This window comes from Massilia sp. W12, from assembly GCF_037300705.1.
Taxonomy (GTDB): Bacteria; Pseudomonadota; Gammaproteobacteria; order Burkholderiales; family Burkholderiaceae_D; genus JACPVY01.
In genome coordinates this window covers 1,058,707-1,079,872 of sequence record NZ_CP147776.1, presented here as the reverse complement: position 1 = coordinate 1,079,872, position 21,166 = coordinate 1,058,707, and the positions used below count along the sequence as shown (strand labels likewise).

20 protein-coding genes and 1 tRNA gene are annotated in these 21,166 nt (G+C 57.0%); 1 reads left to right on the top strand and 20 read right to left on the bottom strand.

Annotated features, from left to right (window positions below):
• Positions 1–3: 3 nt before the first annotated feature.
• The 20 genes from V8J88_RS04420 to V8J88_RS04325 all read right to left on the bottom strand — a co-directional run bounded on the left by V8J88_RS04420 (position 4) and on the right by V8J88_RS04325 (position 18,288).
• Complete coding sequence (locus tag V8J88_RS04420; protein WP_338848043.1) at positions 4–588, bottom strand: NUDIX hydrolase; 585 nt, start codon at positions 586–588, stop codon at positions 4–6.
• 78 nt (positions 589–666) lie between these two features.
• Positions 667–963 carry a DUF2818 family protein gene (locus V8J88_RS04415; RefSeq protein WP_338848041.1) on the bottom strand — a complete coding sequence of 99 codons (297 nt, stop codon included), beginning with the start codon at positions 961–963 and terminating at the stop codon, positions 667–669.
• Positions 963–2,474, bottom strand: a complete 1,512-nt coding sequence (gene nuoN / locus V8J88_RS04410) for an NADH-quinone oxidoreductase subunit NuoN (protein WP_338848039.1) — start codon at positions 2,472–2,474, stop codon at positions 963–965. Before nuoN ends, V8J88_RS04415 begins: the two co-directional genes overlap by 1 nt.
• Before the next feature lie 22 nt (positions 2,475–2,496).
• Positions 2,497–3,984, bottom strand: a complete 1,488-nt coding sequence (locus tag V8J88_RS04405; protein ID WP_338848037.1) for an NADH-quinone oxidoreductase subunit M — start codon at positions 3,982–3,984, stop codon at positions 2,497–2,499.
• A 26-nt stretch (positions 3,985–4,010) separates the two neighbouring features.
• On the bottom strand, positions 4,011–6,071 hold the full coding sequence (gene nuoL / locus V8J88_RS04400) for an NADH-quinone oxidoreductase subunit L (protein ID WP_338848036.1): 2,061 nt from the start codon (positions 6,069–6,071) through the stop codon (positions 4,011–4,013).
• A 32-nt stretch (positions 6,072–6,103) separates the two neighbouring features.
• Positions 6,104–6,412 (bottom strand): NADH-quinone oxidoreductase subunit NuoK, encoded by a 309-nt coding sequence (nuoK, locus tag V8J88_RS04395; RefSeq protein WP_338848035.1) that lies wholly within the window; start codon positions 6,410–6,412, stop codon positions 6,104–6,106.
• A 15-nt stretch (positions 6,413–6,427) separates the two neighbouring features.
• Positions 6,428–7,051 carry an NADH-quinone oxidoreductase subunit J gene (locus V8J88_RS04390; RefSeq protein ID WP_338848033.1) on the bottom strand — a complete coding sequence of 208 codons (624 nt, stop codon included), beginning with the start codon at positions 7,049–7,051 and terminating at the stop codon, positions 6,428–6,430.
• 22 nt (positions 7,052–7,073) lie between these two features.
• Positions 7,074–7,562 (bottom strand): NADH-quinone oxidoreductase subunit NuoI, encoded by a 489-nt coding sequence (gene nuoI / locus V8J88_RS04385; protein ID WP_338848032.1) that lies wholly within the window; start codon positions 7,560–7,562, stop codon positions 7,074–7,076.
• A 13-nt stretch (positions 7,563–7,575) separates the two neighbouring features.
• Positions 7,576–8,640 carry an NADH-quinone oxidoreductase subunit NuoH gene (nuoH, locus tag V8J88_RS04380; RefSeq protein WP_338848031.1) on the bottom strand — a complete coding sequence of 355 codons (1,065 nt, stop codon included), beginning with the start codon at positions 8,638–8,640 and terminating at the stop codon, positions 7,576–7,578.
• Positions 8,640–10,973 carry an NADH-quinone oxidoreductase subunit NuoG gene (nuoG, locus tag V8J88_RS04375; RefSeq protein ID WP_338848029.1) on the bottom strand — a complete coding sequence of 778 codons (2,334 nt, stop codon included), beginning with the start codon at positions 10,971–10,973 and terminating at the stop codon, positions 8,640–8,642. Before nuoG ends, nuoH begins: the two co-directional genes overlap by 1 nt.
• A gap of 23 nt (positions 10,974–10,996) precedes the next feature.
• Entirely contained in the window at positions 10,997–12,292 is a 1,296-nt protein-coding gene (nuoF, locus tag V8J88_RS04370) for an NADH-quinone oxidoreductase subunit NuoF (RefSeq protein WP_338848028.1), read from the bottom strand.
• Positions 12,289–12,777, bottom strand: coding sequence for an NADH-quinone oxidoreductase subunit NuoE (gene nuoE, locus V8J88_RS04365; RefSeq protein ID WP_338848027.1), 489 nt, complete (start codon positions 12,775–12,777; stop codon positions 12,289–12,291). The genes nuoF and nuoE overlap by 4 nt, the downstream gene beginning before the upstream one ends.
• Before the next feature lie 34 nt (positions 12,778–12,811).
• Positions 12,812–14,065, bottom strand: coding sequence for an NADH-quinone oxidoreductase subunit D (locus V8J88_RS04360; RefSeq protein ID WP_338848025.1), 1,254 nt, complete (start codon positions 14,063–14,065; stop codon positions 12,812–12,814).
• Complete coding sequence (locus V8J88_RS04355; protein WP_338848024.1) at positions 14,065–14,661, bottom strand: NADH-quinone oxidoreductase subunit C; 597 nt, start codon at positions 14,659–14,661, stop codon at positions 14,065–14,067. The genes V8J88_RS04360 and V8J88_RS04355 overlap by 1 nt, the downstream gene beginning before the upstream one ends.
• Before the next feature lie 9 nt (positions 14,662–14,670).
• A complete protein-coding gene (locus V8J88_RS04350; protein WP_338848022.1) occupies positions 14,671–15,153 on the bottom strand; it encodes an NADH-quinone oxidoreductase subunit B family protein in 483 nt (160 codons plus the stop codon).
• A 3-nt stretch (positions 15,154–15,156) separates the two neighbouring features.
• Complete coding sequence (locus tag V8J88_RS04345; RefSeq protein ID WP_338849833.1) at positions 15,157–15,516, bottom strand: NADH-quinone oxidoreductase subunit A; 360 nt, start codon at positions 15,514–15,516, stop codon at positions 15,157–15,159.
• 266 nt (positions 15,517–15,782) lie between these two features.
• Positions 15,783–15,867 (bottom strand) — tRNA-Leu (locus tag V8J88_RS04340).
• 108 nt (positions 15,868–15,975) lie between these two features.
• A complete protein-coding gene (secG, locus tag V8J88_RS04335) occupies positions 15,976–16,389 on the bottom strand; it encodes a preprotein translocase subunit SecG (RefSeq protein ID WP_338848021.1) in 414 nt (137 codons plus the stop codon).
• Between the two features lie 31 nt (positions 16,390–16,420).
• Complete coding sequence (gene tpiA / locus V8J88_RS04330) at positions 16,421–17,185, bottom strand: triose-phosphate isomerase (RefSeq protein ID WP_338848020.1); 765 nt, start codon at positions 17,183–17,185, stop codon at positions 16,421–16,423.
• A gap of 110 nt (positions 17,186–17,295) precedes the next feature.
• Positions 17,296–18,288 (bottom strand): NAD(P)H-quinone oxidoreductase, encoded by a 993-nt coding sequence (locus V8J88_RS04325; RefSeq protein ID WP_338849832.1) that lies wholly within the window; start codon positions 18,286–18,288, stop codon positions 17,296–17,298.
• A gap of 1,004 nt (positions 18,289–19,292) precedes the next feature.
• Here V8J88_RS04325 and V8J88_RS04320 point away from each other — a divergent pair.
• Complete coding sequence (locus V8J88_RS04320) at positions 19,293–21,113, top strand: M4 family metallopeptidase (protein WP_338848018.1); 1,821 nt, start codon at positions 19,293–19,295, stop codon at positions 21,111–21,113.
• The last annotated feature ends 53 nt before the right edge of the window (positions 21,114–21,166 follow it).

Below are 21,166 nucleotides of genomic sequence, written 5' to 3'. Positions count from 1 at the left end.
TGATTACGGCTGCGGCATGGCCGGCAACGTCCAGCTGCCGTTGAGTATTTTTTCCAGCCAGAAAATACCGATCACCGTTTTCACATCAGTGATCTGGCCTGTCTGCACTGCCTGCAATAATTCCGCCAGACTCATGCTGCAAGTATCGAGAAATTCCTCTTCATCCAATTGGCGCTCGCCGGCATGCAGTCCGCGCGCTAAAAACAGATCGAGAAATTCATCTGAATAGGCAATCGCATTATGAATGCGGCAGACGAACTGCCAGCTATCGGCGCGATAACCGGTTTCTTCCCATAATTCACGCCGGGCGCAAACAAGTGAAGATTCACCGGCATCGATTTTACCGGCTGGGAATTCGGTAAACACGCTTTGCAGGGGGTAGCGGTATTGGCGCTCCATTAAAATGCGGCCATCCGGCAAAATCGGCAGCACGACCACAGCGCCGGGATGGCGCACATACTCGCGCGCAGCGTGTTTGCCATTTGGCAATTGCACGATATCGCGTGTAATGCGCAGAAAATGGCCTTGATAGACGTCTTCGCCGTCCACCCGGATTTCACGCAAATGCTGATCCTGGTCTTGCTCCACCTTGCAGCCTCATCTCAGAAATGAAATTGCCCGCCCTGCCGGCGGGCATGTTTTTACTGCCAAAAGCTTGGCGAATGCTCAGCGCTTGACCAGATAGCGGAACACAAATCCCGGAAAGGCAAACACCAGCATTAAACAAGCCGTGATTACATAAAACTCCCAGCCTTGCGCAGCGCGGTTGCCGATTGCGCCTTCCAGCGCTGCGCCCAGCAGACCGAGCAGCAGATAAAACACAAACCACTCCAGCATATGGAGGGCGAAATTTTTCTGCTTATCCAGTTTGAACACGCAAAACAGACGCCGGGTGAAGAAAGGCAGATTGGCGAAAAAAAGCCCGGCCAGTATGACCAGCCAGGCTGCTTTTGAGGTATCCATCAGGTGGACAGGGTTTTGACGACGGCGTCCAGACAAGCCGACATCAGACGGTTAGGCATCAGGCCAAGCACTAAAATCGCCAGACCATTGAGCGACAGCAAAACGCGCATATCGACATGCGAAACGATGGGATTGTTATCCAGCGGCTTGTCGAAATACATCACCTTCACCACGCGCAGGTAGTAGAAAGCGCCGATCAGCGATGCCAGCACGGCAAACACCGCCAGCCACATGCCATGCGCATTCACCACTGCCGCCAAAATCGAGAACTTGGCGTAGAAGCCCACCAGCGGCGGAATGCCGGCCAGCGAGAACATCAAGAGCAGCATGACGAAGGCAAACCAGGGGCTGCGCTGATTCAAGCCTTTGAAGTCATCCAGATTGTCAGCTTCAAAGCCGGTGCGCGAAAGCAGCAGCACCATGCCGAATGTGCCCAGGGTCGCCAGCACATAGGAAATCACATAGAACATGGCGGAGCTGTAAGGGCCGGCCATGGAGTTCCAGCTGTTTTCCTTGCCTTCCAGCACGCCGGAAGCCAAGCCCAGCAGCATGAAGCCCATTTGCGAGATGGTGGAATACGCCAGCATACGCTTGATATTGCTTTGCGCGATTGCCGCCAGATTGCCGATCGCCAGCGAGAGCACCGCCAGAATCAAGAGCATATGCTGCCAATCCACCGCCAGCGGCGACATGCCTTCAATCAGCAAACGCACGCAGATGGCGAATGCGGCCAATTTCGGTGCGCCGCCCAGCACCAGCGTGACCGAAGTCGGCGCGCCCTGATACACGTCCGGCACCCACATGTGGAAAGGCACGGCGCCGAGTTTGAAGGCCAGACCGGCCACCAGGAACACAATGCCGAACACCAGCACGATGCGGTTGGCAGTCGGCGACGCCGCCACTTGCGCCACTTCAGACAGATTCAGGGTGCCGGTGGCGCCATACATCATCGAGATGCCATACAGCAGGAAACCGGAAGCCAGCGCGCCCAGAATGAAATATTTCATCGAGGCTTCGGTGGACACCGGCGCATCGCGGCGCAAGGCGACCAGGGCGTACAGACACAGCGACATCAATTCCAGGCCCAGATACAGGGACAGGAAATTGCTGGCGGAAATCATCACCATCTGGCCCAGCAAGGCAAACAGGGTCAGCACATAAAACTCACCGCCCAGGGTGTCGCCCAGCATGCCTCGGTAGTAGCTGTAACGGCGCGAATAGACCAGGGTGACGCCAACCGCCAGATAGGAGAACATTTTGAGCAGGTCGGACATCGGGTCAACCACAAACATGTGGTTGAACAGATAACCGGTTTGGCCGGATTGCCAGCTGTTCCAGCTCAGCATGCCGGCGATTGCCAGCACGCCCAGGGTCAGGTAGTAGGTGATATAGCGCTTACCATCGCGCAAATACATATCGATGAGCAGAATCGCACACGAGGCGACCAGCAAGAACAGCTCCGGCGCCATCAAGGCCAGATTTAATTGTTCAGTATTGAGACTGTTATTCATTCGCTTTTCCCATCATGCGTCATCAATGCGCGATATGGTTGACATGCTCAAGCAATTGCTTGACCGAAGTCTGCATCACATCGGTGACCGGAGCCGGATAGCAACCCATCCAGATCGTGAAGATCGCCAGTACGCCCAGCAGGAAGAATTCACGTTTGTTCAAATCCTGCAGCTTGCGCACTTCTTCATTGCCGATTTCGCCGAAGATCACGCGCTTGACCATCCACAGTGAGTAGGCGGCGCCCAAAATCACAGCGGTGGCGGCCAGCAGACCGATCACGAAATCGTATTTCACTGCGCCCAGAATCACCATGAATTCACCGACGAAGCCGGAAGTCGCCGGCAAGCCGCAGTTGGCCATGGAGAACAGCACAAAGAAGAAGGCAAAGCGCGGCATGGTGTTGACCACCCCGCCGTAATCGGCGATTTGACGCGAGTGCACGCGGTCATACAGCACGCCGATGCAGAGGAACATCGCGCCGGAGACAAAACCGTGGGAGATCATTTGCATGATCGCGCCTTGCACGCCCAGATCATTGAAGGTGAAAAAGCCCAGGGTGACAAAGCCCATATGCGCCACCGAGGAATACGCCACCAGTTTCTTCATATCGGTTTGCACCAATGCCACCAGGCCGACATAAATCACCGCCACCAGGGACAGGGTGATCATAAACGGCGCAAAGTAATGGCTGGCTTGCGGCAGGATGGGCATGGAGAAACGCAGGAAGCCGTAAGCGCCCAGTTTCAACATGATGGCCGCCAGCACCACCGAACCGCCGGTCGGCGCTTCAACGTGGGCATCCGGCAACCAGGTGTGCACCGGCCACATCGGCACTTTCACCGCAAACGCGGCCAGGAAGGCCAGGAACAGCAATTTCTGCACATCCAGCGGCAGCGACAGCTTGTGCCATTCCATGATTTCAAAGGTGCCGGAAGTGCGCGCCAGCACGATCAAGGCGATCAGGGTCAGCAGCGAGCCGGCCAGGGTGTAGAGGAAGAACTTGAAGCTGGCGTACACCCGATTCGGGCCGCCCCAGACGCCGATGATGACGTACATCGGGATCAGCGTGGCTTCAAAGAAGATGTAGAACAACACGCCATCCAGCGCGCAGAACACACCCACCATCAAACCGGACAGGATCAGGAAGGCGCCCATATATTGGGCCACCTTCTTTTCAATCACTTCCCAGCCGGCAATCACCACCACCACGGTGATGAAGGCGGTGAGCGGGACGAACCACATCGAAATGCCGTCCAGCCCCAGGTAGTAATTGATGCCGAAGCTTTGAATCCACGGCTGTTTTTCAACGAACTGCATGCTGGTCGCGGCAGCGTCGAAGTTGGAGATCAGCGGCAGCGTGACGATCAGGCTGATCACAGCGCCGATCAGCGCCAGCCAGCGCGTCATTGAGGCGCGCTCGTCACGCCCAAGCAGCAAGACCAGGCAGCCAAACAGGATGGGACACCATATTGCCTGGCTGAGAATCGAGTCGGATAAAGGAAAATTCATGGTTGTTTTGCCAATGCTTAGCTGATTTACTTCGCCACTGCGCCTGCGAACATGAACAGGTGCTCGTGCCACATGAAATACGTCAACAAACCGACCACGCCCAAAATCATCAGGAATGCGTAGTGATAGATGAAACCGGTTTGGAAGGTGCGCACCAGACGCGCCACCCAGCCGGTCAAACCTGCCGCGCCATTGATCAGACCATCAATTAACGCACGGTCGCCGAATTGCCACAAACCGCGCCCCAATAAGCGGGCGCCGCCGGCAAATACGACTTCGTTGAATTTATCCATGTAGTACTTATTGTCCAGAACCGTGTACAGGAAGCTGAAACGTTCTTTGATTGCGGCCGGAATCGACGGCTTCTTCATATAGAAGTACCAGGAGGTGGCGACACCTGCTGCGGCCAGGAAGAACGGCAAGGTGGTAAAGCCGTGCAGCGCCATCGCCAGCGGGCCATGGAAATGTTTAGCCAATTCAGCCATTGCCGGATGGTGTTCATTGTCCACCATGATCACGCCGTCAAAGAAGTGTTCAAACAGCATCGGGCCATCGGTGAAGAAGCCGATGAAGGCGGACGGAATCGCCAGCAAAATCAAAGGCAGCGTCACCACCCATGGCGACTCATGCGGTTTCTGACCCGGGGCCAGACCGTGGTGATGGTCGTCATGATGATCGTCATGGCCGTGGCCGTGATCATGCGCCTTGCCGAAACGCTCTTCGCCGTGGAACACCAGGAAGTACATACGGAAGGAGTAGAAGGCGGTGACGAACACGCCGGCCAGCACCGCGAACTTGGCAAAGCCTGCGCCCGGAATATTGGTCAGCGCCACCGCTTCAATAATCGTGTCCTTGGAGTAGAAGCCGGACAGGAAGGGGGTGCCGATCAGGGCCAGCGAACCGATCAGGGAGGTAATCCAGGTAATCGGCATATATTTGCGCAAGCCGCCCATGTTGCGGATGTCCTGATCATGGTGCATGCCGATAATCACCGAACCGGCAGCCAGGAACAGCAAGGCTTTGAAGAAAGCGTGCGTCATCAGATGGAATACCGCCACCGAGTAGGCGGAAGCGCCCAGCGCGACCGTCATATAGCCGAGCTGCGACAGGGTGGAGTACGCCACCACGCGCTTGATGTCGTTTTGGATGATGCCCATAAAGCCCATGAACAGCGCGGTGATGGAGCCGATCACCAGCACGAAGGACAAGGCGGCGTCGGACAATTCAAACAGCGGCGACATGCGCGCCACCATGAAAATGCCGGCGGTCACCATGGTCGCGGCGTGAATCAGGGCGGAAATCGGGGTCGGGCCTTCCATCGAGTCCGGCAGCCAGACGTGCAGCGGGAATTGGGCCGATTTACCCATCGCGCCGATGAACAGGCAGATACAGGCGACCGTCACCACCATCCAGGTGGTGCCGGGCAACATCGCCTGCACCATCGCGTTTTTCTTGTCGAACACTTCGGCGTAGTTCAGGCTGCCGGTGTAGGCCAGCACCAGACCGATGCCGAGAATGAAGCCGAAGTCGCCCACGCGGTTGACCAGGAAGGCTTTCATATTCGCAAAGATCGCGGTCGGGCGTTTGTACCAGAAACCGATCAGGAGATACGACACCAGGCCGACCGCTTCCCAACCGAAGAACAGTTGCAGGAAGTTGTTCGACATCACCAGCATCAGCATCGAGAAGGTAAACAGCGAGATGTAGGAGAAGAAGCGGTTATAGCCTTCGTCCTCTTCCATATAGCCGATGGTGTAAATATGCACCATCAGGGAGACGAAGGTGACCACGCACATCATGGTGGCGGTCAGGCTGTCCACCAGGAAGCCGACTTCCAGCTTCAAGCCGGCTACTGTCATCCAGGTATAAATGGTCTCGTTGAATTTCGCTCCGGCTAACACATCCTGCAGAGTCAGGAAGGACAGCACGAAGGCGATCAGCACACCGAGAATGGTCGCACTGTGCGAGACCTTGCGCCCCACCAGATTGCCAAAGAAGCGGGTGCCAAGCAGGCCGGCCACCATGGCGCCGGCCAGCGGCGCCAGTGGGATAGCAAGCAAGAGGTTAGGGTTAAGTTGCCCTGCCATATCTGTACTTTCGTGTTGTTATGTTGAGCCGATCAGCCTTTGAGGCTATCCAAATCTTCGACGTTGATGGTATCCAGATTACGGAACATCACCACCAGAATCGCCAGACCAATCGCGGATTCCGCCGCCGCCACGGTAAGTATGAAAAAGACAAAAATCTGTCCAGCCGCATCGCCCAGATAGTGCGAGAAGGCAATGAAATTCATATTCACCGCCAGCAGCATCAATTCAATCGCCATCAACAGCACGATAATGTTCTTGCGGTTCAAAAAGATGCCGATCACCGAAATCGCAAACAGAATTGCGCCCAGGATCAGGTAGTGTGTCAGAGTCAATGTCATAGCGTCTCCCGGTCCTTATTGCGCACTGTCGGCGCCTGGCGCGCGTTCGACTTCGGCTTGCATTTTCACCACGCGCAGACGGTCAGCGGCTTTCACCTTGACGGCATCGCCCGGCGAGAAGTATTTGGCGTCTTTACGACGGCGCAAGGTCAGCGCGACAGCCGCGATGATCGCCACCAGCAGCACCACCGCCGCCACTTCAAAGGCGAAGATGTATTTGGTGAAGATTTGCAGACCCAGCTCCTTGGTGCCGCCGATCGTGGCCGCCGCCGCCGGGGCTTGCTGATCCGGGCTCCAGAAGCCGCGCAGCAAGACCGCCGCCATTTCCAGCACGATGATCACGCCGACTGTCGCCGCCAGCGGGAAGGATTGCCAGAAGCCTTCGCGCATCCGCGCAATATCAATATCGAGCATCATCACCACGAACAGGAACAGCACCATGACCGCGCCGACATACACCAGCACCAGCACAATGGCCAGGAATTCCGCTTTCAGCAGCATCCAGATGCCGGCGGCGGAAAAGAAAGACAGCACTAAAAACAGCGCCGCATGCACCGGGTTTTTGGCTGTGATCGTGCGCAAGGCGGCGATGCACAGCACCAGTGCAAATACATAGAACAAGGCAGTTTTGAAGTCCATAAGCCTGTGATTCCCGGTTCGGTTAGCGGTATTGGGCGTCCGCTTGACGCGCCGCCGCAATATCCTGTTCGTAACGGTCGCCAATCGCCAGCAGCATTTCCTTGGTGTAGTACAAGTCGCCGCGTTTTTCGCCGTGGTATTCAAAAATATGCGTTTCCACAATCGAATCGACCGGGCAGGATTCTTCGCAGAAACCGCAGAAGATGCACTTGGTCAGGTCGATGTCGTAACGCGTGGTGCGGCGGCTGCCGTCAGCGCGCTGCTCGGATTCGATGGTGATCGCCATCGCCGGGCAAACCGCTTCACACAGTTTGCAGGCAATGCAGCGTTCCTCGCCATTTGGATAGCGGCGCAACGCGTGCAGGCCACGGAAGCGCGGCGACATCGGCGTCTTCTCTTCCGGATATTGCACCGTGATCTTGCGTGCGAACAGATAGCGACCGGTCAGCGCCAGCCCCTTGAACAATTCAAACAAGACCCAGGTGCGGAAAAAATCCCGTATTGCATTCATGATTTTCCTCGCATTATTTCCAGATATTCCATGGGCTTTGCATCCACGCTGCGACGAACACCAGATAGCCCAGCGTCAGCGGGATGAAGATTTTCCAGCCTAAACGCATGATCTGGTCATAGCGGTAACGCGGGAAGGAAGCGCGCACCCAAAGGAAAATCGAGACCACGAAGAAGGTCTTCAGACCCAGCCAGATCCACCCCGGGATGAAGTCCAGGAAAGCCACCGGGGCCATCCAGCCGCCCAGGAACATCAACACGGCCACCACGGAAATCAAAATCATGTTTGCGTATTCCGCCAGGAAGAACATGGCGAACGACATGCCCGAGTATTCCACCATATGGCCGGCGACGATTTCCGATTCGCCTTCCACCACGTCAAACGGATGGCGGTTGGTTTCGGCGATGCCGGAAATGATGTACACAAAGAACATCGGCAGCAACGGCAACCAGTTCCAGGACAGGAAGGTCAGGCCATTTTCCGCACCCCAGCCGGCGCCTTGCGATTTCACGATGTCGATGAAGTTCAGGCTGCCCGACACCATCAATACGATCACCAATACAAAACCCATCGGGATTTCATACGACACCATCTGCGCCGAAGCGCGCATGGCGCCCAGGAAAGAGTATTTCGAGTTGGAGGCCCAGCCGGCGATGATCACGCCATACACTTCCACCGAGGCAATCGCCATCAATAACAGCAAACCGGCGTTGACATTCGCCAGCACGGCTTCCGGGCCGAACGGGATCACCGCCCAGCACGCCAGCGCCGGCATGATGGTCATGATCGGGGCCAGAATGAACAGCGCTTTATTCGAGCGCGCCGGCAAAATGATTTCTTTGAGCAGCAGCTTGACGCCGTCTGCAATCGGTTGCAGCAAGCCGTAACCGACGCGGTTGGGGCCGTGACGCACTTGCATCCAGCCGATCATTTTGCGTTCCCACAAAGTGAGGTAGGCCACGCAAATCATCAACGGGGCCACGATGGCCACGATTTTGATCAGCGTCCACAGCGGAATCCAGAGCGAGCCAAGATTGTCCAAGCCAAACTTGTGCACCAGGGTCAACAATTGATCCATTACGCCCCCTTCCCTTTTTCCAGCGTCACAGCGCCAAACATGGCACCCAGTTGCGCCGTGCTTTCATGTGCGGCGGCGATACGCACCACATCATCCGGCAGGCCGGCGTGCAATGCGGCCAACAGACTGGCGCTGCCCTGCCCTTGACGCACGGTGACGGCGTCGCCGGCTTGCAGGCCATGCTTGGCGAGGGTGGCTTGGTTCATCAGGGCGCGCGGCGCTTTGGCGTCGGCGGTGGCTTGCAGCGACGGCGCGCGGCGCACCAGCGCATCGGCAAAATAAATCGGCACATCGGCCAGACGTTGCAGTCCGCCGGCGGCTTGCCCGGCTTGCGGTGCGAGGCCGGATTGGTTGTTCAGGCCGCTGATCAATTCGCCATGCGCAACCTTGGTGATTTCGGCGCGCACCTGCTCTGCGCTGTCGTAATCAAAACCCGGTGCGTCGAGCAGATTGCCCAGCACGCGCAAAACTTTCCATGCCGGACGGGTTTCGCCCAGCGCCTTGACGACGCCCTGGAAGCTTTGCAAACGGCCTTCGCAATTCACAAAGCTGCCTGCGGTTTCCGTGAACGGGGCCACCGGCAGAATCACGTCGGCATAGTCCATGCCCTGCTTGAACGGCGACATCAGCACCACCATTTCCGCTGCCTGCATGGCTGCTGCGGCGGCGCGCGTGTCGTGGCAATCGCGCTCGGCTTCGGCGTGCAACACCAGATAGGCTTTGCGCGGCTTGGCGATCATGTCGAATGCGTTCGCGCCCTTGTCTTGCGGCACGGCTTTGGCCAGATAGGCGCCGACGCTGTTGGCGGCTTCACCCAGTACGCCGAATTTGGCCCCGCTGTTGGCGGCAATCCATTCGGCGGCGGCATGCAGCTTGGCGTATTCGGGATGGGCGACGGCGGCATTGCCCAGCAAGATGGCGCGGCCTTCGCCGCCATCCAGCAATTCGGCGATTTTGTGCGCGGCGTCATCGGCTTGCACGGCGTCAAAGCCAGCCGGTGCGGCGATTTGTTTGCGCGCCGCCAGGGCGACCACGATTTTCGATAAGGCCGCCAGCCAATCAGACGGCGCGGCAATCATCTTGGCGGCAGCCGGGATCAGATTGTCGTCGTCGCAGCCATGCACCAGCATCAGCTTGGCGCCGTGTTTCACGGCTTGGCGCAGGCGCGCGGACAAGAGCGGATGATCTTTACGCAGGAAGGCGCCGATCACCAGCACACGTTCCATATGGCCCAGTTCTTCGATGTGCATACCAAGCCATGGCTTGATCTTGCCATCCAGCGAAAAATCAGACTGGCGCAGGCGGCTGTCGATGTTGTCGCTGCCGATTGCGCGCATCAGTTTCGCCGCCAGGGCCATTTCTTCCAGCGTGGCATGCGGGCTGACCAGGGCGCCGATTGCGTCCGCGCCATGTTCGTGGCGGATGTTGCGCAAGCCGTGCGCGACGTATTCGAGCGCGGTTTTCCAATCCACGGTTTGCCATTGACCGCCCTGCTTCAACATCGGCTGTTGCAAGCGTTCTTCGCTGTTCAAGGCTTCGTAGGAGAAACGGTCTTTATCGGAAATCCAGCATTCATTGACCGCTTCATTTTCCAGCGGCACAACGCGCTTGACCTGGTTGTTTTTGACTTGCACGATCAGATTCGCGCCGACTGCATCATGCGGGCTGACCGATTTGCGGCGGCCCAATTCCCAGGTGCGGGCGGAATAGCGGAACGGCTTGGAAGTCAGGGCGCCGACCGGGCACAGATCAATCATATTGCCCGAGAGTTCGGAATCGACCGTTTTGCCGACGAAGGACGTGATTTCCGAGTGCTCGCCGCGATTGAGCATGCCCAGTTCCATCACGCCGGCGATTTCCTGGCCGAAGCGCACGCAGCGGGTGCAGTGGATGCAGCGGCTCATCTCTTCCATCGAGATCAGCGGGCCGACATTCTTGTGGAACACCACGCGCTTTTCTTCCTGGTAGCGGGAAGCCGAGGGGCCATAGCCCATCGCCAAGTCCTGCAACTGGCATTCGCCGCCCTGATCGCAGATCGGGCAGTCCAGCGGGTGGTTAATCAACAGGAATTCCATCACGCTCTTTTGCGCTTGCACCGCTTTTTCGCTGTTGGAACGCACGATCATGCCGGCTGCGACCGGGGTGGCGCAGGCAGGCAATGGTTTCGGCGCTTTTTCAACCTCGACCAAGCACATGCGGCAGTTGGCCGCGATGGACAGTTTTTTGTGGTAACAGAAATGAGGAATGTATGTGCCCACCTTGTTGGCAGCATCCATCACCATGCTGCCGGGTGGCACTTCCACCTTCTTACCGTCGATTTCGATTTCAACCATGGTTTTACTTTGGCCTGACAGCTTTATACGTAAGCGGGAACCAAGCACCGTTTGTGCTCGATGTGGTATGCAAATTCTTCACGGAAGTGCTTGATCATGGCACGCACCGGCATTGCCGCCGCATCGCCCAGCGCGCAAATGGTGCGGCCCTGGATGTTGTCGGCGATACGGTTGAGCATGTCCAGATCATCCGGACGGCCCTGGCCGTGTTCGATTCTGTGCACCATCTTGTACAACCAGCCCGTGCCTTCACGGCATGGGGTGCACTGACCGCAGGATTCTTCAAAATAGAAGTAAGACAAACGCAGCAGCGATTTCACCATGCAACGCGTTTCGTCCATCACGATCACCGCGCCCGAACCCAGCATCGAGCCGGCTTTGGCGATTGAGTCGTAATCCATGTCGGTGGCCATCATCACATCGCCCGGCAGCACCGGCATCGAGGAGCCGCCCGGGATCACAGCCTTGATCTTTTTACCATCGCGCATGCCGCCGGCCAGTTCCAGCAGATCGGCAAACGGGGTGCCCAGCGGCACTTCATAATTGCCCGGCTTGGCGATATCGCCCGACATCGAGAAAATCTTGGTGCCGCCATTGTTGGGCTTGCCCAGCGCGGCGTAATTCTCACCGCCCATGGCGATGATGAAAGGCACGGCGGCGAAGGTTTCGGTGTTGTTAATCGTGGTCGGCTTGCCATACAGGCCGAAGCTGGCCGGGAACGGCGGCTTGAAGCGCGGCTGGCCTTTTTTGCCTTCCAGCGATTCCAGCAAGGCAGTTTCCTCGCCGCAGATGTAGGCGCCATAGCCATGGAAGGCGTGCAGCTGGAATGAAAAATTGCTGCCCATGATGTTGTCGCCCAGCATGCCGGCGGCGCGCGCTTCTTCCAGCGCTTCATCAAAGCGCAGGTAGTCGGCAAAAATTTCGCCGTGGATGTAGTTGTAGCCGACCGTGATGCCCATCGCAAACGCGCCAATCGCCATGCCTTCAATCAGGGCGTGCGGGTTGTAGCGGATGATGTCGCGGTCTTTGAATGTGCCCGGTTCGCCTTCATCGGTATTGCACACCAGGTATTTCTGGCCAGCGAATTGACGCGGCATGAAAGACCATTTCAAGCCGGTCGGGAAACCGGCGCCGCCGCGCCCGCGCAGCGAAGAGGCTTTCAATTCGGCGATCACCTGTTCCGGGGTCATGCCTTCGGTCAGGATTTTGCGCAGGCTTTGATAGCCGCCGCGCTTGACATAATCTTCCAGATGCCAGTTTTGTCCGTCCAATCCGGCCAGGATCAGCGGTTTGATATGGCGTCCATGCAGGCAAGTCATTTCTTGCCTCCTTTCAATTCATCCAGCAAGCCGTCGATCTTTTCGTGCGACATGAAGGAGCACATGCGCTTGTTGTTGACCAAGAGCACCGGCGCATCGCCGCAAGCGCCCATGCACTCGCCTTCGATCAAGGTGAATTCGCCATCAGCCGTGGTTTCTTTGTAATCCACGCCCAGCTTTTCCTTGAGGTAGTGGGCGGCGCGCTCGCCGCCGGACAGGGCGCAAGGCAGATTGGTGCAAACCGAAATCTTGTGTTTGCCCACCGGCTTGGTGTTGTACATATTGTAGAAAGTCGCCACTTCCTGCACCGCGATAGCCGGCATGCCGAGATAGTCAGCGACATCCTGCAACACTTCCGGCGGCAACCAGCCGGTTTCATCCTGAGCGATCGCCAACGCCGCCATCACCGCCGATTGCTTTTGCTCGGGCGGATATTTGGCGACCTCGCGGTCGATTTTTTTATAAGCAAGCTCTGATAACAACATTATTTGCCTCTGTTCGCATGCGCGCATGCACTGGTTAGCGGTCAATTTCGCCAAACACGATATCCTGGGTGCCGATGATGGTCACGGCGTCGGCGATCATATGCCCCTTGGCCATTTCATCGAGTCCCTGCAAATGCGGGAAGCCCGGGGCGCGGATCTTCAAGCGGTAAGGTTTATTGCCGCCATCGGACATCAGATAAATCCCGAATTCGCCCTTCGGATGCTCCACTGCCGCATAAGCTTCGCCAGCCGGCACATGGAAGCCTTCGGTGAACAGTTTGAAGTGATGGATCAGCTCTTCCATATTCGACTTCATGTCCACGCGCGAAGGCGGCGCCACTTTGTGATTATCGGAAATCACCGGGCCGGGATTGGCGCGCAGCCAGTCCACGCATTGCTTGATGATGCGGTTGGATTGACGCATTTCCTCCACCCGCACCAGATAGCGGTCATAGCAATCGCCATTCGTGCCCAGCGGAATATCAAAGTCCATGCGGTCGTACACTTCATACGGCTGCTTTTTACGCAAATCCCAGGCGATGCCGGAGCCGCGCAGCATGGGGCCGGTGAAGCCCATCGCCATCGCCCGCTCAGGCGACACCACGCCGATGCCGACCAGACGCTGTTTCCAGATCCGGTTATCGGTCAGCAGGGTTTCATATTCATCGACATAGGTCGGGAAACGGCGCGTGAAGTCTTCAATGAAGTCGAGCAGCGAACCTTGGCGGTTGGCGTTGAGTTCATCAATCGCTTTTTGATTGCGCATGATGGAGGCTTTGTGCTGCGGCATCTTGGCCGGCAGATCACGGTACACCCCGCCCGGACGGTAGTAGGCGGCGTGCATGCGCGCGCCGGACACCGCTTCGTAGCAGTCCATCAAATCTTCACGCTCACGGAAGGCGTACAAAAACACCGTCATCGCGCCCACGTCCAGCGCGTGCGCGCCCAGCCACATCAGGTGGTTGAGCAGGCGGGTGATTTCGTCAAACATGACGCGGATGTATTGCGCGCGCAGCGGCACTTCGATGCCCAGCATGCGTTCAATCGCCATCACATACGCGTGTTCATTACTCATCATCGACACGTAGTCGAGCCGGTCCATATAGGGAACGGATTGCAGGAAGGTGCGCTGCTCAGCCAGTTTTTCGGTGGCGCGATGCAGCAGACCGATATGCGGATCGGCGCGTTGAATCACTTCGCCGTCAAGTTCAAGCACCAAACGCAACACACCGTGCGCAGCCGGGTGCTGGGGGCCAAAGTTCAGTGTGTAGTTTTTAATATCAGCCATTATTTGACCCCGTAAGTTTCTTCGCGGATCACGCGCGGCACATTTTCGCGCGGTTCAATTGTCACCGGTTGGTACACGACGCGCTTCAATTGCTCGTCGTATTTCATTTCTACATAACCGGAAACCGGGAAGTCTTTGCGGAAGGGGTGGCCGATGAAACCATAGTCAGTCAGAATGCGGCGCAGATCGGCATGGCCTTCAAACAGGATGCCGTACATATCGAAGGCTTCGCGCTCATACCAGCCGGCGGCGGCCCAGATGCCGGTCACCGACGGCACCACCGGCATATCGTCGTCCGGCGCGAACACGCGCACGCGCAAACGCCAGTTGTTTGCGATCGACAGCAGATGCGTGACAGCGGCAAAACGCGCGCCATCCCAGACTCCGTCGCCCCAGGTTTGATAATCGAGGCCGCACAGGTCGATCAATTCTTCAAAGCGCAATTCCGGCAGGTCACGCAATTGCTGCATCACGTCCAAATAGTCAGCCGCTTTGACTTCTATCGTGACTTCGCCCAATGCGCTCTTGATTTTTTGCAGGCGCGACCCCAGATGCTGTTCAAGCCGCGCCGCCAATGTTTCGATTTTCGTCGTCATGATGGCCCATCAGATACGCGCAATGGTGTTGGTGCGCTTGATCTTGTTTTGCAATTGCAGAATGCCGTACAGCAGCGCCTCGGCGGTCGGCGGACAGCCCGGCACATAAATATCGACCGGCACGATGCGATCACAACCCCGAACCACGGAGTAAGAATAATGATAGTAGCCGCCGCCATTGGCGCAACTGCCCATCGAGATCACCCAGCGCGGTTCAGACATTTGATCATAGACCTTGCGCAGGGCCGGCGCCATCTTATTGCACAGCGTGCCGGCCACGATCATCACGTCCGCCTGCCGTGGCGAGGGACGGAACACGACGCCGAAGCGGTCCAGGTCATAGCGCGAAGCGCCGGCTTGCATCATCTCCACCGCACAGCAGGCCAAACCGAACGTCATCGGCCACAAAGAGCCGGTGCGCGTCCAGTTGATCAGCTTGTCAGCCGACGTGGTGATGAAACCTTGGTTCAATTTACCTTCAATGATTGACATGGCTCACTCCCAATCCAGGGCGCCTTTCTTCCAGATGTACCAAAAACCCACTGCAAATTCTGCAATGAAGACCAGCATCGTGACAAAACCGCTCCACCCCAGCTCGCGCATGGAAACGCCCCAGGGGAAGAAAAACGCGGTTTCGAGATCGAACAGAATGAAAAGGATAGCGACCAGGTAGTAGCGCACGTCAAACTTCATACGCGCATCTTCAAACGCTTCAAAGCCGCATTCATATGGACTGAGCTTGGCGTCATCCGGCTTATGCGGGCCAAGCAAACGCCCCAGGACCTGGGGCAGCACGCCGACGGCGACGCCGACGATGATGAAGAGGAGGACTGGAAAATAATTCTCGAGGTTCACAATAAAGTCCCATCGTTGAACATTACATACGCAAAAACCGCAACCGCGCACATGATACACCTGCTGCCGGTCTTTGCATCCGGCTGGCTTGCAAAGCAAGCTGGCTTTGTATGTACGTTGAAGCCTTTGTTTCGCCTCTTCGTTGCCGTAAAAAAGCCAGCTCGGCGCCGCCTTGCTGGCTCGACTGGACAATCTCAGCCGCTGTTCCAGCTTGCTGTCATATCCCCTTTACGTATTTTCATACCTGCTTTCATGCAGGCTTTTTTTGGTGCCGACGGCGAGACTCGAACTCGCACAGCTTGCGCCACTACCCCCTCAAGATAGCGTGTCTACCAATTTCACCACGTCGGCTTCAAAGGTCAGTATTATAACGCCTTGCAGGGCGATTTTCAAAGCTGATCCAAACTTTTTGCATGCTTTACGGCAAAAAAAGCGCTTTTTGCCGTAAAGCGGGACACATCATTTACCACTTGCAGCAGAAGCTGCGGACGCCGCCGGGGCAGACGCCGGGACAGAAGCGGCAGGCGCGGCGGGAGCCGCCGGCACTGCGGCCGAAGCAGCCGGAGCCGGCGCGGATGCGGGCGCAGTCACCGGGGCCGGCGCTGCCACACGCTCAGTCACGCTGCCGCTGTGACGGTTGGAGCCGATGCCGGCCAACACCAGAGTGGAAATGAAAAACACGGCCGCCGCCAGCGCGGTCGATTTGGTCAGAAAATTCGAGGAGCCGGAAGCGCCGAACAAGCTGCCGGAAGCGCCGGAACCAAACGATGCGCCCATATCCGCGCCCTTGCCATGCTGCAACAGCACCAGGCCAATGATGACCAGTGAGGACAGCACCTGCAATACCACCATCAAACCGTAAAAATTATTCATCCTGCTATTCCAATGTAAATGAATGCCGCGCTCAAGCTTGCTGCGCCGCGTCGGCTATCGCCAAAAACTGTGCCGCCACCAGGGCCGCACCACCAATCAAACCGCCATCAATATCCGGCATCGCCAACAGCTGCGCCGCATTGTCCGGCTTCATACTGCCGCCATACAGAATTTGCAAACCCTGCGCCACCTCCGCGCCATGCGCCGCCGCCACCTGGGCGCGCAACATGGCATGCACTTCCTGCGCCATTTCCGGGGTGGCGGTCTTGCCCGTGCCAATCGCCCACACCGGTTCATACGCCAACACCGTTTGCCGCATACGCTCAGCCGACAGGGTTTCCAACACCGCCGCTAATTGCGCGCCAACCACGGCGGCGGTTTGCCCCGCCTCGCGCTCGACCAGGGTTTCACCCAGGCAGATAATGGCTTGCACGCCGCGATTGAGCGCCGCTGCAGCTTTACGCGCAACCTGATCCGAGCTTTCCTTGTGCCAGGTGCGGCGCTCAGAGTGGCCGACAATCGCGTAGCGGCAAGCGAATTCAGCCAGCATGGCGGCTGACACTTCGCCGGTAAAGGCGCCGGACGGATGTTCCGATACATCCTGCGCGCCCCAGTGCAAAGCGCTGCCACCCAGCAATTGCTGCGCCTGCGCCAGATAAGGGGCGGGAATGCAAACCGCCACCTCCACTTTGTCACCGGCCAGATGCGGCCAGCGCATAATTTCTTCCAGCAAGGCTGCATTGCTGCTCAACGAGCCATGCATTTTCCAATTTCCAGCAATCAGTTTTCGGCGCATGTGTAGTCTCAGGGGCTGTGCGCCCCGTATCTGTATTTATACGAGCCGCCCGGCAAGAGAAGGCCGCGCGGGCAATAACCCGCTATTTTAGCCTGATGCGGACAAAGCGGTCAAACCACGCGCAACAGCAGCTTGCCGATATGCGCATTGCTTTCCATCATGGCGTGCGCGGCGCCAGCCTGCTCCAAATCAAACACCTGATGAATCACCGGAATAAATCTGCCATCGGCCATCATCGGCCAGACCGACTGCGTGACTTCCTGCGCCAATTGGGCTTTGAATGCCAGATCGCGCGGGCGCAAGGTGGAGCCGGTGACATGCAGACGGCGGCGCAGGATCTGCCCCATATCCAGGGTGGCGCGGGAGCCGCCCTGCAGCGCGATAATGACCAGACAGCCATCATCCGCCAAAATACGCAAATTGGCATCCAGATAATCGCCGGCCACCATATCCAGCACCACATGCACCCCCTGCCCGCCGGTGATTTCTTGCACGGCTTGCGCGAAATTCTGCTGGCGGTAATTGATGGCGTGCTGCGCGCCGAGCGCCAGACAGGCGCGGCATTTTTCCTCGCTGCCCGCAGTCACCAGCACCTCACAGCCAAGCGCGCGCGCAATCTGAATCGCAGTCACGCCAATGCCTGAACTGCCGCCATGCACCAGCACACGCTGACCGGCGCGCAAACCGGCGCGCTGCACCAGATTGCTCCACACTGTCATGCAGGTTTCAGGCAAACCGGCCGCCTGCAACATATCCCAGCCGGGCGGCAAGGGCATACACAGCGCAGCCGGAACCACACAATATTCCGCATACGCGCCGCCAGCCACCAGCGCGCAAACTCTGGTCCCGATTTGCAATGGGCCGGCAGGCGAAAACGCCGTTACATCGCCGCCCGCCACCTCCCCCGCCAACTCCAAACCCGGTAACAGACTGGCGCCTGGCGGCGGCTGATATTTCCCCATGCGCTGCAAGACATCAGGCCGATTCACCCCGGCGGCATGCACCCGCACCAGCACTTCACCCGGCCCGGCTTGCGGGATGGGCATGGAACATAGCCGCAGTACTTCCGGCCCGCCAAAACCTGCTATCTCAACAGCCCGCATATGCCCTTGACTGCTTTGCATGACGCCTCCTTTGCTGACATTTTGCTGCGAGACTATACAGCATCCACATGCGCACAAGCACAGAACGCCAATGTGGCTAATGTTTTATTTATCAAATAAATGTTTATATTTAAACGCGCGAAGAATCTAAGCGCCCGCCACACCCCGGTCATATGCAGGCGCAAGCCCGGAAAAGTTTGAAGGCATTGATAATTTTCCTGTTATAAGTTTTCCACAATCAATTTTTCCCTTAAGAATCATGATATTGCATCGCACAATGATCATTCCGGGACAGACATTTGAGGAGTGAAGAACTTCTTGCAGGCAAACGGACTCTGGAGGCAAATATATTTCAAAAACAATATTGATGTGGATAAAATTTTCTAATTTGCAATCTTTTCATTTCCAAGGGGAAAAATTTATCAGGAAAAATGATGCAGACTATATCAATTTAACGCAAATAAGCTTGTATTTTTACTTATATAATATTTGTTATATTCATAACAAATCGAGCACATGCTTGTTATGCAATGATACAAAAACACGTTTTCTGTTATTTTTATAACGCAAACAGGCAAGCAATTGCTTTCCTTGCAGAAATGTCAGGGCAGGCAGGGCAAATCCGGCGCTCTTCACAAATTCCCTGATTTAGGTTGTAATCTCGCCATCAACTTGCAACGAAGACAACAAAAATCAGCGTAAGAATTTCCAGTTGATATTCATCTGCCAGCATCCCAGCTTCCAACAGCCTTTACGCTCAAGAAGTGATACCGGCAATACGCCACAGCGTAAAACCAAAAACCTTATAGCGCCTGAGCGCACACTGTAATCACGCACCGTACCGATCTTGCCGGTATCGGGCCAAGCCCCCGCTCGCCCTTGAGCGAACAAAAACGGCTTGCCGCATTGCAGTTAAGCCAGCAAGCAAGAGTGGCTCAGCCACCAGCAGCATAGCCAGGGCCACCAGCCCAACTATTCACAAACCAACCATACAGAGAGACAACATGAACTTTGCACTGCAACAACTCGCCCGCCCCAGCCTGATGACCTTGATGCTGGCCGCAGCCTTCAGCACCCAAGCCGCTGACCGCGTTGATTTGGATATCGACAGCCAGGATCAGGGTATTGCAGCCCAAAGCATTCACGCCAAGCTTGGCTTGAGCGCGGATGATCTGAAAGCCAGCCGTAAAAAGACTTTCGCCAATGGCAATGAAGTAACGCGCTATGAACAATTCCATCAAGGCATCCCGGTGTGGGGTGAAGGCGTGGTGGAAACGCGCAGCAAAGCCCAAGGCATTACCGGCGGCGTGAACACAAATATTTCCGGCTCCCTGCTGAAAAATGTCGCGACCGACCTGCCCTCAGCGCGCCCGACCCTGAACGAAGCCGCAGCCCTGCGCGCGGCGCGCGCCGCTTCCGGCATCAATGGCAAAATTGAAAACGAACAAGCCAAGCTGTTCGTGAAGCTGGATGAAAACAAGCGCGCTCACCTGTTCTACATGGTGTCTTTCTACTCCGAGGCAAATGGCAAGCCGACCCGTCCGCACATGATGATCGACGCCAACAATGGCGCCGTGATGCAAAAATGGGATGGTCTGGCGCATAAAGATGCGACCGGCCCGGGCGGCAACCAAAAAACCGGCCAATATGAATACGGCAAGGATTTCGGCGCCCTGAAAGTGACTGACAACTGCGTGATGGATTCCACCAATGTGGCGGCGATCAATATGAATCACGGCACCTCCGGCTCCACCCCGTTCCAGTTCACCTGCTCGCGCAACACCTTCAAAGCGATCAATGGCGCATACTCGCCGATCAACGACGCTTATTACTTCGGCCATGTGGTCTTCAATATGTATAAAGACTGGCTGAACCTGCGTCCGATCAGCCAAAAACTGTTGATGCGCGTGCACTACAGCAACAACTATGAAAACGCATTCTGGAATGGTCAGGCGATGACCTTCGGCGACGGCGCCAACACCTTCTACCCGCTGGTCTCGCTGGACGTGTCGGCGCATGAAGTGTCGCACGGCTTTACCGAGCAAAATTCCGGTCTGGTGTATTCCGGCATGTCCGGCGGTATGAACGAAGCCTTCTCCGATATGGCCGGCGAAGCTGCAGAGTTTTACATGAAAGGCCGTAACGACTTCCTGGTTGGCGCGGAAATCTTCAAGCGCGGCACTGCCCTGCGTTACATGAACGACCCGACCAAAGATGGCGTCTCGATTGCCCACGCCTCCAAGTACACCAGCAGCATGGACGTGCACCACACCAGCGGCGTGTACAACAAAGCTTTCTACCTGCTGGCCACCACCAGCGGCTGGGACACCAAGAAAGCCTTCCAAGTGATGGCCGACGCCAATCACCTGTATTGGAAAGCCAACAGCACCTTCAATGAAGGCGCTTGCGGTGTGGAAAAAGCCGCCGGCGCACGCGGCTTCAATGTGGCGGATGTGACCAAGGCCTTCGCAGCAGTCGGCGTTTCCTGCAAAGGCGGCACCACCCCGCCGAGCGGCAATGTGTTGAAGAGCGGCGTACCGGTGACCGGTGTGGCGCTGGCCAAGGGCACGACCAAGGTGTTCACCATCGTGGTGCCGTCCGGCAAAACTTCGCTGACCTTCAAACTGTCCGGCGGCACGGGCGATGGCGACATCTACGCCAAGCGCTCCAGCGCACCGACCACGACTTCTTACACCAAGAAATCTGACGGCCCGACCAATAGCGAAACCATCACCATCAGCGCCCCGACTTCAGGCACTTACTACCTGCTGTTGAATGCGTATAACACCGTATCCGGCGCCACCCTGGTCGCCACGGTGCAGTAATCCTGCTTGACGCCACACGGGATGCCGCATAGCGGCATCCCGCGCCCGGCCCG

Coding starts and splice junctions, on each gene's coding strand:
- V8J88_RS04415 (WP_338848041.1), bottom strand. CDS start 963: ATGGATACCTCAAAAGCAGCCTGGCTGGTCATACTGGCCGGGCTTTTT.
- nuoN (WP_338848039.1), bottom strand. CDS start 2,474: ATGAATAACAGTCTCAATACTGAACAATTAAATCTGGCCTTGATGGCG.
- V8J88_RS04405 (WP_338848037.1), bottom strand. CDS start 3,984: ATGAATTTTCCTTTATCCGACTCGATTCTCAGCCAGGCAATATGGTGT.
- nuoL (WP_338848036.1), bottom strand. CDS start 6,071: ATGGCAGGGCAACTTAACCCTAACCTCTTGCTTGCTATCCCACTGGCG.
- nuoK (WP_338848035.1), bottom strand. CDS start 6,412: ATGACATTGACTCTGACACACTACCTGATCCTGGGCGCAATTCTGTTT.
- V8J88_RS04390 (WP_338848033.1), bottom strand. CDS start 7,051: ATGGACTTCAAAACTGCCTTGTTCTATGTATTTGCACTGGTGCTGTGC.
- nuoI (WP_338848032.1), bottom strand. CDS start 7,562: ATGAATGCAATACGGGATTTTTTCCGCACCTGGGTCTTGTTTGAATTG.
- nuoH (WP_338848031.1), bottom strand. CDS start 8,640: ATGGATCAATTGTTGACCCTGGTGCACAAGTTTGGCTTGGACAATCTT.
- nuoG (WP_338848029.1), bottom strand. CDS start 10,973: ATGGTTGAAATCGAAATCGACGGTAAGAAGGTGGAAGTGCCACCCGGC.
- nuoF (WP_338848028.1), bottom strand. CDS start 12,292: ATGACTTGCCTGCATGGACGCCATATCAAACCGCTGATCCTGGCCGGA.
- nuoE (WP_338848027.1), bottom strand. CDS start 12,777: ATGTTGTTATCAGAGCTTGCTTATAAAAAAATCGACCGCGAGGTCGCC.
- V8J88_RS04360 (WP_338848025.1), bottom strand. CDS start 14,065: ATGGCTGATATTAAAAACTACACACTGAACTTTGGCCCCCAGCACCCG.
- V8J88_RS04355 (WP_338848024.1), bottom strand. CDS start 14,661: ATGACGACGAAAATCGAAACATTGGCGGCGCGGCTTGAACAGCATCTG.
- V8J88_RS04350 (WP_338848022.1), bottom strand. CDS start 15,153: ATGTCAATCATTGAAGGTAAATTGAACCAAGGTTTCATCACCACGTCG.
- secG (WP_338848021.1), bottom strand. CDS start 16,389: ATGAATAATTTTTACGGTTTGATGGTGGTATTGCAGGTGCTGTCCTCA.
- tpiA (WP_338848020.1), bottom strand. CDS start 17,185: ATGCGCCGAAAACTGATTGCTGGAAATTGGAAAATGCATGGCTCGTTG.
- V8J88_RS04325 (WP_338849832.1), bottom strand. CDS start 18,288: ATGCGGGCTGTTGAGATAGCAGGTTTTGGCGGGCCGGAAGTACTGCGG.
- V8J88_RS04320 (WP_338848018.1), top strand. CDS start 19,293: ATGAACTTTGCACTGCAACAACTCGCCCGCCCCAGCCTGATGACCTTG.